Here is a 16,384-nt window from a genome sequence, read left to right on the forward strand (position 1 = left end):
TAAAAAGATTTCAGATATTCCCTTTCTTCAGTTCTTTAACGGCGTAATCAGCGGCCCGCGCGGTGAGCGCCATATAGGTCAGCGAAGGATTCTGGCAGGCCGTGCTGGCCATACAGGATCCGTCGGTGATAAATACATTTTTTACGGCATGCAGCTGGTTCCATGCATTCAGCATGGAAGTTTTGGGGTCCCGGCCCATTCTGGCCGTGCCCATTTCGTGTATGCAGTGACCGGGAGGCGAGTCTTTCAGCCCGTCGTAAGTATGGATATCTTTCAGCCCGGCAGCATCCAGCATCTCCGCTGCATCGTTCATCATATCCTTGCGCATCGCCAGCTCGTTTTCTTTAAAGCTGCAGTTGATCTTCAGGGTAGGCAGGCCGTAGGCATCGGTCTTGCTTTTGTCCAGCGTCGCTCCGTTCTCATGGTAAGGCAGGCATTCTCCCCAGGAGCCCAGCCCCATACCCCATTCGCCGGGCTCGGCCAGCTCTTTTTTAAATTCCACGCCGATCCCGGCGCTGGCGGCGCCTCTTCCCCAGCTGCCGCGGGAGGCTCCGCCCTGGTAGCCAAAGCCGCGTACATATCCTCTTTTTTCGTCCCCGTGCAGGTTGCGGTAACGGGGCACATAGACGCCGTTGGCCCTGCGGCCATAGTAATATTTATCTCCGAACCCGTCGAAGCGACCACCGGCGCCTACGCTGAAATGGTGATCCATCAGGTAGTGGCCCAACACGCCACTGTCGTTCCCCAGCCCGTTCGGGAAGCGGTTGGAGACGGAATGCATCAGCAGCCAGGTGGTGCCCAGCGTGGAAGCGTTGACAAAGACGATCTTTGCCGTATAATCTTCCGTCTTTTTGGTATGGGTATCCAGGATACGGACGCCGCTGGCGCGCTGCCGCGCTTCGTCATATAATACCTCCAGGGCTATGGCATCGGTGCGGAGGGTAAGATTGCCCGTAGCCATGGCCGCCGGCAGCGTAGCCGACAAGGTGCTGAAATAACCGCCGAAGGGGCAGCCCCAGTGACAGCGATTGCGGAACTGGCAGCTCTGACGCTTTACATCCAGCTGCGGCGCGGCCGCCTTGCTCAGGTTGGCGGTCCGCCCGATGATGATATGCCGGTCCTTCCAGCGGGCATTTACTTTGTCCCGGGCATGCTCCTCCAGACAGTTCATGTCCATCGGCGGCAGAAACTTACCGTCAGGAAGCTGCGCCAGCCCGTCGCGGTTCCCGCTGATGCCGGCAAACGTCTCCACATAATCGTACCACGGCTCGATATCCTTATAACGTATAGGCCAGTCCGTGCCGTGCCCGTCACGGGCATTGGCGCCGAAGTCCAGATCGCTCCAGCGATAGCTTTGCCGTCCCCACATCAGCGAGCGGCCGCCGAGGTGATATCCCCGCAGCCAGTTGAACGGCTGAACTTCGGTGTAGGGGTTCTCCCGGTCGTTTACCCACCATTGCTTTGTTTCGTCGTTAAATGCATAGCAACGCGACTGGATCGTATACTGCTCTTTTTCCTCCGGGGTGAGGCGGGTGCGGTGCTTGTTATCCCAGGGCGTATTCATGGCGGTGGTATAGTCTTTGATATGCTCCACCTTCCGGCCCCGCTCGATCAGCAATACTTTCAATCCTTTCTCCGTGAGCTCTTTGGCGGCCCACCCTCCGCTGATACCGCTGCCGACTACAATGGCGTCGTAGGTCTGCTGTGCGTTAGCTTTTCCGTTGTAATTCATGTTCTTCCTTTTAAAATGCACTGCATTTATACGCAGCGCGATCCTTCCCGCCCGGAAGAGAGATCTCCGGCAGGAAGTATAAGCGCAGCCTTGCTGCAGCCGCTCAGGTCGCCCAGGCCTTGTCGCCCTTGTGGTAGTCCACGCAGCCGTCGTAATGGCCGGGAACCTGCACATAACGGAGCGTCTCGGTGGCGCCCGGCTTGGAGGTAAAGAAGCCCAGGAGCGTCAGCTCTTTCAGCCTGCGGTAAAAAGCGAGGTCCTTGAACTGGCCTTTGTTTTTCCCCAGCACATCCTTGTCCAGCTGCGTCAAGGCTTCCGTCTGCTTTTCGGGAGAAAGCTCCAGGAAGGATTTCTTGTACTGCTTGCGGCAGCGGCTGTCAAAGGCAGCCAGGCCGTCATGGAACTGCTGCTGGTCTTTCTCGGGATAGCATTCCTGCATCATCATCACGATAAAGGCCGGCACGCCCGCCTCCTTGGCGCCGGGCGTATCGGTTTTCGGAATGATGATATCCGACATACGGTCTACCATGCTTTTTTCATCCTCGGTAAATTGGGTGCCGCTGCCCTTCTTCGGGGCCTGGCTGCAGCTGTCCAGCATTACGCTGAGCGTGGAAGCAGAGAGTGCGCCACCCATCAGGATGGCCACTCTTTTTACGGCGTCACGACGATCCATACAGTTTTTTTAAGGTGTAATAAGCCCACACGGGGCCATGATGATACCGGTGAACAAGTTATAAAAATTGCCGTAAAATATGCAAACAATTCTGTGCGATTAGGCGGATTGGGGGCTATATGCTACTTTTGAGCCGCTTTTGGTTGGCGTTATCGCGCCATGGAAAGGGAATCCGGTGGTCCCGTCTCACCGTGCCGTCGTATGGCGTTGCCTGCAGGGCTTACGCCGTCACCGGTACCGGGCGGGAGAATCCGGAGCTGACCCGCAGCTGTAAGCATCCCGTATGAACCGTCATTGCTGTGCCCGCCGGGCATGCTCCGGTTCATACCCCCGGCAATCAGTGTCACTGCGGCATTCCGCCAGACGGAACGCCGCGGGAAGGCCTGCCGGCGTACCTGTGATCACAGGAGGATGTAAGCCAGAAGACCTGCCAGAAGTAAATAAGCATTCACGGCTTCCGGGGATTGGAGCCGGATCGGTATATATTCAGCAGGTTTTCCCGTCCCGGGATATGCCGTGTCCTGCATTGCCCTCCGCTTCCCCCGCCCGTATTTTAAAAATTCACTGCCTTGAAGCGAAGGATGGCTTTTTTCCTGCTGCTGCTTCCTGCCGCCGGCCTGTTGTACCGGAAAGCGTGCTCCGCCCAGGATACTACCGGACACCGGCTCCTGCGGGACACCGCGCTGCGGGCGGTGGAGGTGGCTGCGCAAAGACAGGCGGCCTCCTTTTCCGCGTCTTCGCCCGTACAGCTGCTGGACAGCGCGCAGCTCAGCGCGCTGGGCGCGCGCTCCGTAGCCGGCGCCGCCAGGTATTTTGCGGGGGTGCTGGTAAAGGACTACGGCGGTATCGGCGGGCTGAAGACCGTTTCGGTGAGAAGCCTGGGCGCAGCGCATACCGGCGTGCTGTACGACGGTCTCCCGCTGAGCGATGCGCAGAACGGTCAGATCGACCTGGGGCGGCTGACGACGGACAACCTTTCACAGCTGACGCTGTATAATGCACAGCCTCCCGATATGCTGCAGCCCGCCGCCGCCTATTCCATGGCCACCGTGCTGTCACTCACCACTCGCAGGCCCGCTTTTGCCAAAGGACATTCGCTGAAAGGAGAAGCTGCTCTCGAAGGCGGCGCATTCGGCCTGCTGCAGCCTTCCGCCACGCTGCAATATGGCTGGAGCCCCAGGGGATACAGCACGCTCTCCGCCGGCTGGCAACAGGCCGAGGGGAAATATCCCTTTACCCTGCAGAACGGGGACAGCCTCCAAAAAAAACACCGGGAGAACTCCGATATACAGGCGCTGCGGCTGGAGTACGATACCCGGTACCGGTTCAGCGACAGCAGCGAGACAGCGCTCAAAGCCTATTTTTATAATGCCCGCAGGGGCCTGCCCGGAGCAGTGATCCTGTATAACGACCGCAGCCGGCAACGGCTGGACGACCGTGATTTTTTTATACAGGCCGGATGGAGAAAACGTTTCTCACCCCAAAGCAGGCTGCAGGTCAGCGGCAAGTACGAAGCTTCCTATAAGCGGTACCTGGACCCCGACTTCCTCAACAGCGAAGGTCATATGGAGAACCGGTACCGGCAAAAAACCTATTATCTGTCGGGTACCTGGAGCTACCGCCTTCGTCCTTTTCTCACCCTGGCCTACGGCAGCGATATCATGGCCAATACGCTGGACGCCAGCCTGCCGGACTTTGTTTATCCCACCCGCTTTACCTGGCTCAACAACCTGGCGGCGGCTTTCAGCTGGCAAAGGCTGGATATCCGGGCCAACATGCTCGGCACGCTCACAGGCGACCGGGTAAAAACGGGACCGCAGCCCCAGACGCGGAAAGTGCTCAGTCCCGCCGCAGCCCTTTCCTGGCAGCCGCGGGAACGGTTGCCGCTACGGCTTCGCTTTTTTTACAAAAGCATCTTCCGGATGCCCACCTTCAACGACCTGTACTATACGCTGATCGGCAATACCCGGCTGCGGCCGGAATTTACCCGTCAATACGATATGGGGCTGTCCTGGAATCCGCAGCTGCAGGGTCTTCTCTCTTCGCTGGCCTTTACGGCAGATGCCTATTACAATACGGTGCGGGACAAGATCATAGCCGTGCCGCGTCAGAACCTGTTCCAGTGGACGATGCTGAATGCCGGCAGGGTACATGCCAAAGGCGTAGATGCGGGAGCACGGCTTTTCTTCCGTCCCCTGCATGCCTTCCGGCTTACGCTGGGCGGCCATTACAGCTTCCAGGAAGCCCGGGACGTTACCGATCCTTCCGCCCCGGAATACGGACAGCAGCTGCCCTACACGCCGAAGCACTCCGGCGCCCTGCAGGCCACAATACAATACAAACCGCTTACCCTGGGATACAACCTGCTGTTTTCAGGGAGCCGTTACCGTATGGGCGACCCTATCGACTATAACCGCCTGCCGGCCTTTGTCACACAGGACCTTACCCTTACCGGCCGCCTGCCCGCCGGCAGGGGCGGCATGTGGGAGCTGACGGCGGCCGTGGACAATCTCTTTAACCGGCAATACGAAATAGTGCGCTACTACCCTATGCCCGGGCGGTCCTGGCGGCTGGGGCTGCATTACCGGTTCTGAAACGGTATAACCTAAACGTATAAACGAAGATATCATATTATATCACAAAACACCCCTTATTATGAACAGATCACGATCCCTGAAATGGCTGATACCCGCCCTGTTTTTGCTGAATGCCTGCAGCAAAGACGACAATCCTGCACCCCGGCCGCCGGAAGTAAAACCCACCCACGGCGTATATGTGCTGAGCGAAGGCAGCTTCGGCGGTAACAATACGGTATTGTCCTATTACGATTTTGCCATGCAGAAAACCCAGCCTTTTGAAGCAGACCTGTACCGCGCAGTCAACGGAGAAGGATTGGGCGATACGGGCAACGACCTGCTGATCTACGGGAACAAGATGTATGTCGTGATGAACGTAAGCAGCTATGTGGCCGTGCTGGATGCCGCCACGGCAAAGCGTATCGACTCGGTATCCTTCACCGGAGCCGGAGGAAAGAAGCGGGAGCCGCGTTATGCGGTGGGCGCCGCCGGCAAGGTCTTTGTCAGCGCTTCCGACGGCACGGTCACCGTCATCGACACCGCTACCCTCACCGCTGAAAAACAGATCCGGGTGGGCAACAGTCCCGAAGGGATGGCCGTATCCGGCAACAGCCTGTATGTGGCCAATTCCGGCTGGAAAGAAGCGCTGACCGGGAAACCTTATGACAGCACGGTTTCCGTCATCGACCTCTCTACGCTGAGCGAAACAAAGCGGATCGTTACCGGCATCAACCCCCGGAATATACAGGCTACGGCTTCCGGCATGTTATATGTCAGCACATCCGGCAATTACCAGGATGTACATGGGAAACTGTATGTCATCGATGGCAAAACACAGACGCTGGACCGCACGCTGGACCGCGAAAGCCCGCTTATCGCCATATCCGGCCGCACCGCTTACCTGTATAATACCAACGACTTCAGCGGGAAGGCCACCCTGGCAGTGATGGATACCGAAACCGGCGATATCCTCCGGGAACAGTTCATCACCGACGGCACCAAGGTACAGTCGCCCTATGGCGTCTGCATAGATGACAGTAACGGTGACGTATATATTACGGATGCCCGGGATTATACGGCATCGGGGGAAGTATTCTGCTTCGATAAGGAAGGAAAGAAAAAATTTTCCTTTTCGGTAAGACCCGGCGTGAGTCCAAACCACGTAGCATTCCTGCGCTAAGCGCGGTATTTTTTGCGGCGATCTCAGGGCATTTTGGCCCCGGCGGCGGCGGCGGTCTTTTGGACATACCGGATAATTAGCGGAAATTTGATCGGGAACAGGAGCCCTGAACGCAGCTCCCGTTTCCGGAACCGCACGGCAGGAACACAGGCCTCGCCGCGCCGGCTCCTTAATTTTCGTATCATGACGGTATTGACTTTTACCTTGATCATCCTGGCAGGATCATTCATGGCCGGATTGCTGGGATCGTTGACCGGCCTGGGCGGCGGCTTTATCATCATCCCGCTGCTCACGCTGGGTTTCCATGTCGATCTGCGGTATGCGATCGGGGCTTCCCTGGTAGCGGTGATCGCCACCTCTTCGGGAGCGGCCGCAGCCTATGTGCGGGAAGGCATCACCAACATCCGCCTCGGGATGTTCCTCGAGATCGCCACTACTGCCGGCGCGGTCGGCGGAGCGTTGCTGGCTGCCTACACCCCCACCCACGTCATCGCGGTGATCTTCGGAATCATCCTGCTCCTGTCTGCGGGGCTGTCTCTCCGCAAGCGCCAGTTTCATATTGAAAGAACATCAAAAAGCCGGCTGGCAGAGCAGCTCCGGCTCAACAGCAGCTATCCTTCCCGGAACGGCGCGGTGGATTATAAGGTACGGCATGTTCCCGGCGGCTTTCTGATGATGATACTAGCCGGCCTCCTTTCGGGCTTGCTGGGAGTAGGCTCCGGCGCATTGAAAGTGCTGGCGATGGACAACGTGATGCGCATACCTTTCAAGGTGTCCACCACGACCAGCAATTTCATGATCGGGGTCACGGCAGCCGCCAGCGCGGTTATTTATTTTCAGCGGGGCTATGTCGATCCCGGTCTTGCCATGCCCGTGCTGGTGGGCGTGCTCGCCGGGGCGCTCCTGGGATCACGCTGGCTGATACAATCCGAATCTGCCTGGATCAGGGTGCTCTTTACCGTAGTCCTGACGATACTGGCTGTGGAAATGATCTACAACGGCTGGGCGGGAAAGATATAACAACAGGAAAAGCAAATACAGATGAAACGCTTTTTTTCCAGGGCTTACTGGCAGGATCGTGATATGGAAGCCGTCATGGGCCGGCTGCTGCGCGCCGGCGTATTGTTGTCCGGGCTTATTGCCCTGGTCGGCGGCATCCTGTATCTTTTCCAGCACCAGGGTATTCATCCCGGATATCATGTCTTCCGGGGAGAAGCCGGAGCGCTGCTCTCCCTGAAGGGTATTTTCCAGGGCATGGCCGCCCTGCGGGGAGAGGCGCTCATCCAGTGCGGCGTATTGCTGCTCATCGCCACGCCCATTGCCCGCATCCTGTTTTCCGTCATCGCCTTCCTGATCGAAAAGGACTATCTCTATCTGGCCATTACCTTTCTGGTGCTGCTCATTATGGGGTTCAGCATCGGGGGCGGGTTCGGGGGATGAACCCGCCTGTGCTGCCTGTCATAATCCCGGGTTATGACAGATAAAAAGGAATGATTTCCATTCTTCTGCTTTTGCTGTTACATTTGTTCCGTCACAACACAGTTCAGGAAGAACATGACGGAGCATGCAGTCAAAACCATCACCCGGCTTACCCGCGCTATCTGCTGGCTGGCCCTGGTTTGCCTGCTGGAAAGCCTGGCCATCTTTTTCTACCCGGAGTTGCGGACCTTCTTCCGCCGGACGCCGGCGGAGCAGAAAGCAACCGCAGCCGCTGTTCCTGCCCAGGCTTCCCCGGAGCCGTCAAAGGCAGAGCAGCTTTGGTCGGCTCCCGATCCTGCCGGCATTCCTGCCGGAGAAACCGGCGAGCTGATCCGCTACGGAAAAGAGCTGATCGTACACACCGCTGCTTATCTTGGCCCGCAGGGCAGCGTACGGAAGATATCCAACGGCATGAACTGCCAGAACTGTCACCTCGGGGCGGGTACCAAAGCCTGGGCGCTCAACTTCAGCGGCGTACGCACCCTGTATCCGGTATACAAGGCGCGGGACGACAGGATGGTGGATGCCGTGCAGCGGGTCAACGGCTGTTTTGAACGGAGCATGAACGGCGTACCCCTGGACACCGCTTCGCGGGAGATGAAAGCCATGGTAGCTTATATGGAATGGCTCGGTAAGGATGTTCCCGAAGGCAGCAAGCCGGCCGGCATCAGCCTTAAGAAGCTGGCTTATCTGGACAGGGCCGCAGACCCGGAAAAAGGACAGGCGGTCTTCATGACCTACTGCCAGAGCTGCCATGGTGCAGACGGGCAGGGCCGGCTGAATGACAAAGGCAACGAATATATGTACCCGCCGCTATGGGGACCGCACAGCTACAACGACGGCGCCGGACTTACCCGGCTCTCCAACTTTGCGGGCTTTGTAAAGAACAACATGCCGTTCGGTACAACCTACGAGCATCCGCTGCTGAGCGATGAGGATGCCTGGGATGTGGCGGCTTTCGTGGACAGCCAGCCCCGGCCGCATAAGGACCAGCGCCACGATTATAAAGACCTGACCAAAAAACCGATTGATCATCCTGAAGGACCCTACGCCGATTCTTTCAGCGCAAAACAACACAAATACGGGCCCTTCCGCCCCATCCAGTCTTATTACCGGGAGCTGGCCGCAGGAGGCAAGCCCTGATATTCCGTTTCATTAAAACAAAAAGCCTGTTATGAAGTTAAACACCTTTCTTTTAGCTATACTCCTCCTGTCCGGTGCGGGTATATTTGCCACGAAAAGCGCGCATGCCCAGGACAGCTTTCACGGCGCTACGGCCCGCCTGAAAAAATACAAGGCCATTTACGTGCTGGATGAATCCGACGATAAGAAGATCCGCGGCACGCTCCGCAATATCGGCAATGCGCTGAATGATCCCCGTCTGAAAGGCAAGCTGGAGGTAGAGCTCATCGCCTTCGGCGACGGTGTGACGGTTTACCAGAAATCCGGCCCTTACGAAAGTCTGCTGAAGGATCTGCAGGCCAAAGGCGTTATCCTCGCGCAATGCGACAATACCATCCGGGAGCGCCATATTGATAAAAACACGCTGTTCTCCTTTATCTCCTATGTACCCAGCGGTAACGGGGAGATCATCATCCGGCAGCAGCAGGGCTGGGCCATGGTACATCCCTAAACGCCTGCGGGCGCACCGCGTATAGTCATTCCCGTAATATGCCGGCGGGTCCGGTGTACGGTAAGTCATTTTATCTTCCAAAGCAAGTGTATGAACGTTTGGCAAAAGATTATCCCGGCAATGCTTTGTCTGGCCGGCCTGTGCAGCGCTGCCCGCGCGCAGGATCACCATTTCGATCCTCCCTGGAACACGCCGCCTGAGAGCAAGGTGCAGTTTACCGTTCCGGGGATCGACAATGTGCCCGATCTTTTTGGGGACATCAACGACCCCCAGCTGGTGGTGTTCTTCGCCGGCAATCAGTTTATGGTAATGGACAGCCTACTGGCCGCATTTAAACGGCGGTATCCGCAATACCGGCGCATCTTTGTGGAAACGCTGCCGCCCGGCATACTGGCCAAACAGATAGAAGCCGGCAGCCTGACGATCGGCAACCTGCGGATCAGGCTGAAGCCCGACGTGTATACCGCAGGAAAAGGCCGCATAGACCAGATGCCGGATCTCTTTACCCAGACAAAGGTGTATGCCTATAACCGGCTTGCGCTGATGGTGCAAAAAGGCAATCCCCAGCACATTACAGGCATGCGGGACCTGCAGCGGAAAACGGTCCGGATATCCATGCCCAACCCGGCCTGGGAAGGAGTGGCTGCCCAGATTCAGGCCGCCTATGTAAAAGCAGGCGGAGCATCGCTGCGCAAAGCGGTCATGGAAACCAAGGTAAACGACAGCAGCACTTTTCTCACCCGCATTCATCACCGGGAAAGTCCGATGCGGATACTGTACGGACAGTCTGACGCAGCGCCGGTATGGTACACCGAGGTTCGCTATCAGCAATCGATCGGACATCCCGTCGAAGAAGTGCAGATCCCCGAAAAGGAAAATGTACGCGCCGTTTATATGGCCGGCCAGATGAAGAACGCGCCCCATCCGGAGGCGGCCCGGGACTTTATGAACTTTATTACCGGGCCGGAGGCGGCGGCCATATACCGCAGCTACGGCTTTACCACCCCTGAATAAGACGGGTAAGCAAACGATCATCCAGCCCGCTGTACAGCGGGCTTTTTTTATGGCCGGCAACATCCGCATGGCTTCTGCGAGACCGGCAAAACGGCTGCCGGCTCAGAAACGGTAGGACAGTCCCCCGCCCCATTTATAATCCGAGCTGTAGCCGCCGGTGACCGAAAGATCGCGGGTAAGCATTCCTTCCAGGTTTACCTCGAACTCTTTGTCCGTATTCACGCTGTAGTTCAGCCATACCCTGGGGAACAGCCAGGTCTCCCCGCTCAGCTCAAACCGGACATGGGCGCGGTTGTCGATCCGCAGGTCGGCATTCAGAAAGAAGGGCAGCAGGTAACGGACGCCGGCTACTCCCCGTATGTCCTGCCCGGGTAAAGCCCTGCCGCGATCCTTATAGTAGCCGAGGTATTCATGCTTGTTGCTGAGCACCACGCCGGCATAAGGGCGCAGGTATCGGGTGACAAAACGTTCGTACGTCCCCGTTATCTCGTCCTTGCGGTTGCTCCAACCGTAATCGCCCTGCAGCTGCACCCAGTTTTTCCGGTTCGAATAAGAAAGATAGCCTTCTCCATGGCCGGAGGCGGCAGTGGCCTCACCCCAGAAAAACCAGCGGTTATCCTCGTTCATCAGCATCCCGTGATGAAAATGATGCATCGTATCCGGGGCTCTGTAATCCGCGTAGCGGAAGGTTCGCGCCATACCCGTCATCATATGGTACAGCACATGGCAGTGGAAGAACCAGTCGCCGGGCTCATCCGCAGCAAACTCGATGGTAACGCTGCGCATGGGCGGCACAATCACGGTATGCTTCAAGGGGGAATAGCTGTCCTGTGCATTCAGCACCCGGAAAAAATGTCCGTGCAGATGCATGGGGTGATACATCATCGTCTGGTTGTTCATGGTGATGCGCAACACCTCTCCCTCATGCACCTGGATGGAGTCTTTTTCGGAGAGGGTCCTGCCGTTGATGCTCCATATATAGCGCCACATGCTGCCCGTAAGGTCAAAGGTCAGCTGCCGCAAGGGGTGAACCGCCGTATCAAAGGCGGTGGACCGGGGCGCACGCAGCAGATCATAGGTGAAAGGAGCCGCGTCGTGCACAGGTCCGGAAGGAGCGCTGTCTGTTACCGCCGGATGATGCATGCCATGCATCCCTTCCATATCATGCATATCATGTCCTCCATCCATCTCATCCATCCCCTGCATGTTATGCATTCCAGGCATGTCGTGCATGCCCTCTCCGTGCATGCCCGGCATCTTCATACCGGCCGCTCCTGCCATATTGAGGTCCTCGCGGTCCAGCCAGGCATTTTGGATATAAGGCATCTCCCGCTCCATCGCTTTCTTTGACAGCTTCATGGTCATCGCGCCCATCTTCATCTTCATGCCTGCCATCCCCTGCATCATCACACCCTCCATGTGGAAGATATCCGGCCGGGGCAGCGTGGGCGCCGCGTGCGGTTCGCCGCTGCCGAAATAAGCGGAGGTATATCCGGAGCCATCCTGGGCCGTTGCCCGGAATTCAAAGGATCCGTTTTCCGGCACGGTAACGAGCAGGTCGTAGGTTTCCGCGATACCGATCAGCATACGGCTGACCGGTACCGGCTCAACATCCTGCCCGTCTGCCGCAATGATCTGCATATTACCGCCTGCATACTGCAGGTGAAAAAAGGTGGATGAAGATCCGTCGATCACACGGAGGCGGAGCCGCTCGCCAGGCCGCGCTTCGGGAAAGCGGAGCACGCTGTCGCTGTTGGTCAGGAAAACAGGGTAATATACATCCGAAATATCCATAGGCGGCATCCGCTGCCAGGCCATCTGTATCCTTTCGGTAAGTCCATGTCGGGCAATTACCCGGTTGAGGCTCTGGGCCTGCCCCTTTTTCACGGCATACCATTCGAGGCCGCGCTTCAGGTTGTTCATCACCCGGGCGGGGTTTTCGTTGGTCCAGTCTGAAAGCAGCAGCACATACTCTCGGTCGTACTGCCGGGTTTCTTTTTTGGGATACATCACCAGCGCGCCGAACAGCCCGTTCTGCTCCTGATACATGGTATGGGAATGATACCAGTAAGTACCGGTCTGCCGCACCGGGAACCGGACGGTAAAGGTTTTTCCCGCTGCAATGGGAGGCGTGCTCAGGTAGGCCACGCCGTCGTAATAATTGGGAATGAGGATGCCGTGCCAGTGCACGGAAGATTCCGTGCTCATCTCGTTTCTGATATGGATTACGGCAGAGTCGCCCTCGGTAAAATAAAGGGTGGGGCCGGGCATGGAGTCGTTGATGGTAATGGCCTGCACCGGCTTTCCGGCTTTGTTGAGCCGTTTTTCCCGGAGCACAAGGGTATATTCCTTTACAGGCCGCTGGGCCGCTGCCGTCTGCACCGCCGCCATTACCGGCAGCAACAGCAGCATTACCATGCCGGCAGTTTTCGCATATTGCAAGATTTTCATTTTTTCCGCTTAAAGATATGAGCAATGATCACGCTTTGCCTTCTCGGGAAAGCGCAGGACAGGTCGGGGCGGAAAATCTCATATCAACAGGCAGGCATGCTGAAGAAACAGGGCTGCAGGGGGCCGGCAGCAGGGTCGGGGAAGCGGGCTCCGGTGCAGCGGAAAAGACGGCAGAGAAGACAGCAGTCCTGCATCCTGCAGCAGGGGAACCCGCAGCACCGGTGTTTTCAGGGAAAGGTCCGGCGCTGTCAGCTCATGGGCATCCCTTAGCTTAAAAAAATGGCTGACATCGCTGCAGCAGCGTTTGTCCGTCCCGCTGCGGTCGTGTCCGCAGCCCGGAGCGGCATAGCTGATCTTCACCGACGCCATGCGGCCACAGCAGAAATGCGCGCTCACGGCCACGCCCCCCGCACTCAGCAGGTAGCAAAGCAAGATCGGTATGACCCACAGCTTTTTCATCTTTCCGCTGCAAAAATATGGAATTCAGGATCACCGGCTTCCGGCAGGCTTTACAGCATTTTGGAAATTGTTTATACTTTTTTGGAAAGCGCCATTCAGCGTTGCCGTACGCCGGATGACTTTGTGGAACGGTGAGGAATATTGTATAATAATCTGTTTACCGATGCACCTCATCGAGGGCGCTGCGGTGTGCCGGATGACTTTGCCGGAACGACGACGGGGTAAGGCCGGTGATCTTCTTGAACTGCCCGCTGAGATGGGCCACACTGCTGTAACCCAGCCGGAAGGCAATCTCCGAAAGCGAGAGCTCGTTGTACAACAGCAGCTCTTTTACCTTTTCGATCTTTTGCAGGATAAAGAATTGTTCTATGGTAATGCCTTCCACCTCCGAGAAAAGACGCGACAGGGCGGAATAGTCGCGATGAAGATTTTGGGAAATGTAGGTAATAAGACTAAAATGTTCCGGGATCTCGCCCTGCTGTACCTGGTTGATGATGAGCAGCCTGATCTTTTCGATCTGCTGTTTCTTCCGGTCTTCCAGCAGCTCAAAGCCCAGCACATTCAGCCGCTCCTCCAGCATCCGCAGCTGCGGTTCGGAAGGGTCTCCCGCCAGCTCTGCTTCGCCGAGGATGACCGACCGGGGCTGCAGCCCGGCTTTTTCCAGCTCCTCCCGCACCACCATCACACAGCGGTTGCATACCATATTTTTGATGTAGAGCTTCATGATATATCTTTTACAAAGCGGGCCGGTTTTTTGTTGTGGCAGCTGCTGCTCTTCAAAAGTAAGAAAAACACAGCCACGTTTCCTTTTCAAAAATCCCAACCCGTCTTCAAATACCTGCAACTCTTTTCCCAAATTATGTAACAGCAGCCGCCCGGGGTGGAGGTACCTTTGTGGAAAAGCAGACAACATGCCTTCTGTTATAAAAGAAACCTTTCCTGTGCTGGAGATGTCCTGCGCCTCCTGCGCCGTCAGCGTAGCTTCGATGCTGCAGTCGGTGCCGGGCGTGCGGCATGCCGAAGTGAATTATGCCAGCCAGCGCGCGCAGGTGGAATACGATCAAAATACCGTTGCTCCCGAAGCGCTGCAGCAGGCCGTGCGCTCCATCGGGTACGACCTGGTGATCCTTCCGGAGCACCGGGAGGAAGCCCAGGAAACCGCACAGCGCAAACAATACCGGCGTCTGCTGCGGCAAACCCTTTGGGCTGCCGCTTTCACCCTGCCGGTTGTGCTGATCGCCATGCTCTTCATGCAGCTGCCCTATGCCAATATGATCATGCTGATCCTGTCCGCCCCCGTGGTATTTTTCTTCGGCAGGTCGTTTTTCGTCAACGCTGCAAAGCAGGCGAGGCACGGGAGGGCCAATATGGATACGCTGGTAGCGCTGAGCACCGGCATTGCATTTTTATTCAGCGCCTTTAATACCTTTTGGCCGCAGTTCTGGACCGGCCGCGGTCTGGAAGCGCATGTCTATTTCGAAGCCGCCGCCGTGATCATCGTATTCATCTCTCTGGGCCGGCTGCTGGAAGAAAAGGCCAAAGCCGGCACCTCCGCCGCCCTGAAAAAGCTGATCGGCCTGCAGCCCAGGACCGTGGCCGTGCAGGACGACGACGGCAGCACGCGGGAGATTCCGCTGCAGGCGGTAAAGCCCGGCGATCTCATCCTGGTAAAGCCGGGCGAAAAGATACCGGTAGACGGAAAGCTCAGCCGGGGCGGCTCTTATGTGGATGAAAGCATGATCAGCGGAGAGCCGGTACCGGTGGGCAAGACTGCGGGCGACACCGTCTTTGCCGGCACCCTCAACCAGGAGGGCAGCTTCAGCTTCCGGGCCGAAAAGGTGGGCGCCGATACCCTGCTGGGGCAGATCATCCGGATGGTGCAGGAAGCGCAGGGCAGCCGTGCGCCCGTGCAGCGGTTGGTGGACAAGGTGGCCGGCATCTTTGTGCCGGTGGTGATGGGGCTCGCCGTCCTCACCTTTCTGATCTGGCTATTTGCCGGCGGGGAGCAGGCTTTTACCCATGGGCTACTCACAGCGGTGACGGTGCTGGTGATCGCCTGCCCCTGCGCACTGGGTCTGGCTACGCCTACCGCTATAATGGCCGGTGTGGGCAGGGCCGCCGAAAACCATATCCTCATCCGGGATGCGGAAAGCCTGGAGCAGGGCTATAAGGTGGATGCCCTGGTGCTGGACAAGACCGGCACCCTCACCGAAGGAAAGCCTGCCGTTACCGGATTTCATTTCAGCGAAGGCGTGAACACCGCGGTACTGCAGGCCGTGCTGCTTGCCATGGAATCGCAGTCGGATCACCCCCTGGCGGGAGCCATCGCGCAGTACCTGAAGGAACAGGGGACCCGCCCGCTGCCGCTGGAAAAGATCAGCAGCATTACGGGAAGGGGCATACAGGCCCGGTACGGCGGCAAGCAATATCTTGCCGGCAACCCTGCCCTGCTGGAAGCGCATAACGTCGCCGTTCCCCCGTCGCTGGCGAAACCGGCATCACAATGGCAGCAGCAGGCCCGCACGGTGATCTTCTTTGCGGAGGAGCAGCAAGCCGTTGCCGTCCTCGCCGTTGCGGACCCGGTAAAGACCGGTTCAAAGCAGGCAGTGGCCACCCTGCAGCAGCAAGGCATCAGCGTATACATGCTCACGGGGGATAATCCCGCTACCGCCGCCGCAGTGGCACGCGAAACCGGTCTGCAGCATTACCAGGCCGGGATGCTTCCCGCCGGAAAAGCGGACTTCATCCGGCAGCTGCAGCAGCAGGGCAAGGTGGTGGCCATGGCGGGCGACGGTATCAATGACAGCCAGGCCCTGGCACAGGCCGATGTGGGTATTGCCATGGGGAAAGGATCGGATATCGCCATGGATGTAGCCCGGATCACGCTGATGAGCTCGGATCTGAATGCCATCCCCAGGGCACTGGCGTTGTCGCGCAAAACCGTGCGCACCATCCGGCAGAACCTCTTCTGGGCCTTTATCTATAACCTTATCGGTATTCCGGTGGCGGCCGGCATCCTGTACCCCCTGAACGGATTTCTGCTGAATCCGATGATCGCGGGAGCGGCGATGGCCCTGAGCTCGGTATCGGTGGTCGGCAACAGCCTGCGGCTGAAATGGGGAAAATTGTAGCAAGAGGATTTTGCGTGTATTTTGGACGAAGAAAACCCATTAGTATAATTTTTGCC

General features: G+C 57.5%; 14 protein-coding genes and 1 riboswitch. Of the genes, 8 read left to right on the forward strand and 6 right to left on the reverse strand.

Going from position 1 to position 16,384, the window contains the following annotated elements; translation table 11 throughout:
• Positions 1–10 precede the first annotated feature (10 nt).
• Positions 11–1,732: a GMC oxidoreductase gene (locus ABD851_RS13130; RefSeq protein WP_344980003.1), complete on the reverse strand. Its 1,722-nt coding sequence runs from the start codon at positions 1,730–1,732 to the stop codon at positions 11–13.
• Between the two features lie 103 nt (positions 1,733–1,835).
• Positions 1,836–2,405, reverse strand: a complete 570-nt coding sequence (locus ABD851_RS13135) for a gluconate 2-dehydrogenase subunit 3 family protein (protein WP_344980005.1) — start codon at positions 2,403–2,405, stop codon at positions 1,836–1,838.
• A 123-nt stretch (positions 2,406–2,528) separates the two neighbouring features.
• Positions 2,529–2,854: riboswitch (cobalamin riboswitch) on the forward strand.
• 120 nt (positions 2,855–2,974) lie between these two features.
• Here ABD851_RS13135 and ABD851_RS13140 point away from each other — a divergent pair.
• Both ABD851_RS13140 and ABD851_RS13145 read left to right on the forward strand, forming a co-directional pair.
• Positions 2,975–4,999: a TonB-dependent receptor gene (locus ABD851_RS13140; RefSeq protein ID WP_344980007.1), complete on the forward strand. Its 2,025-nt coding sequence runs from the start codon at positions 2,975–2,977 to the stop codon at positions 4,997–4,999.
• Positions 5,000–5,060: 61 nt separating this feature from the next.
• The gene (locus ABD851_RS13145) at positions 5,061–6,161 is read left to right on the forward strand and encodes a DUF5074 domain-containing protein (protein ID WP_344980008.1); all 1,101 of its coding nucleotides are present in this window, start codon (positions 5,061–5,063) and stop codon (positions 6,159–6,161) included.
• 23 nt (positions 6,162–6,184) lie between these two features.
• Here ABD851_RS13145 and ABD851_RS13150 read toward each other — a convergent pair whose 3' ends face one another.
• Positions 6,185–6,346 carry a hypothetical protein gene (locus tag ABD851_RS13150; RefSeq protein WP_344980010.1) on the reverse strand — a complete coding sequence of 54 codons (162 nt, stop codon included), beginning with the start codon at positions 6,344–6,346 and terminating at the stop codon, positions 6,185–6,187.
• On the opposite strand from ABD851_RS13150, the gene ABD851_RS13155 reads away from it, so the two are divergent.
• From ABD851_RS13155 to ABD851_RS13175, 5 genes are all read left to right on the forward strand, one after another.
• Positions 6,345–7,181, forward strand: a complete 837-nt coding sequence (locus tag ABD851_RS13155) for a sulfite exporter TauE/SafE family protein (protein WP_344980012.1) — start codon at positions 6,345–6,347, stop codon at positions 7,179–7,181. The genes ABD851_RS13150 and ABD851_RS13155 overlap by 2 nt on opposite strands.
• Positions 7,182–7,202: 21 nt before the next feature.
• A complete protein-coding gene (locus ABD851_RS13160) occupies positions 7,203–7,601 on the forward strand; it encodes a DUF1634 domain-containing protein (RefSeq protein WP_344980014.1) in 399 nt (132 codons plus the stop codon).
• A gap of 114 nt (positions 7,602–7,715) precedes the next feature.
• Positions 7,716–8,783 carry a c-type cytochrome gene (locus ABD851_RS13165; protein ID WP_344980016.1) on the forward strand — a complete coding sequence of 356 codons (1,068 nt, stop codon included), beginning with the start codon at positions 7,716–7,718 and terminating at the stop codon, positions 8,781–8,783.
• Between the two features lie 31 nt (positions 8,784–8,814).
• Complete coding sequence (locus ABD851_RS13170; protein ID WP_344980018.1) at positions 8,815–9,273, forward strand: DsrE family protein; 459 nt, start codon at positions 8,815–8,817, stop codon at positions 9,271–9,273.
• Between the two features lie 90 nt (positions 9,274–9,363).
• On the forward strand, positions 9,364–10,287 hold the full coding sequence (locus tag ABD851_RS13175) for a molybdate ABC transporter substrate-binding protein (protein ID WP_344980020.1): 924 nt from the start codon (positions 9,364–9,366) through the stop codon (positions 10,285–10,287).
• A gap of 102 nt (positions 10,288–10,389) precedes the next feature.
• Here the strand turns inward: ABD851_RS13175 and ABD851_RS13180 are convergent, their stop codons facing one another.
• The 3 genes from ABD851_RS13180 to ABD851_RS13190 all read right to left on the reverse strand — a co-directional run bounded on the left by ABD851_RS13180 (position 10,390) and on the right by ABD851_RS13190 (position 13,921).
• Positions 10,390–12,738, reverse strand: coding sequence for a multicopper oxidase domain-containing protein (locus ABD851_RS13180; RefSeq protein WP_344980022.1), 2,349 nt, complete (start codon positions 12,736–12,738; stop codon positions 10,390–10,392).
• A 78-nt stretch (positions 12,739–12,816) separates the two neighbouring features.
• The gene (locus tag ABD851_RS13185) at positions 12,817–13,197 is read right to left on the reverse strand and encodes an HYC_CC_PP family protein (RefSeq protein ID WP_344980024.1); all 381 of its coding nucleotides are present in this window, start codon (positions 13,195–13,197) and stop codon (positions 12,817–12,819) included.
• A gap of 157 nt (positions 13,198–13,354) precedes the next feature.
• Positions 13,355–13,921: a helix-turn-helix domain-containing protein gene (locus tag ABD851_RS13190; RefSeq protein WP_344980026.1), complete on the reverse strand. Its 567-nt coding sequence runs from the start codon at positions 13,919–13,921 to the stop codon at positions 13,355–13,357.
• Between the two features lie 187 nt (positions 13,922–14,108).
• Here ABD851_RS13190 and ABD851_RS13195 point away from each other — a divergent pair, with 187 nt between their 5' ends.
• On the forward strand, positions 14,109–16,328 hold the full coding sequence (locus ABD851_RS13195; RefSeq protein WP_344980028.1) for a heavy metal translocating P-type ATPase: 2,220 nt from the start codon (positions 14,109–14,111) through the stop codon (positions 16,326–16,328).
• The last annotated feature ends 56 nt before the right edge of the window (positions 16,329–16,384 follow it).

Source organism: Compostibacter hankyongensis (assembly GCF_039541075.1).
In the GTDB taxonomy this organism is placed as follows: domain Bacteria; phylum Bacteroidota; class Bacteroidia; order Chitinophagales; family Chitinophagaceae; genus Compostibacter; species Compostibacter hankyongensis.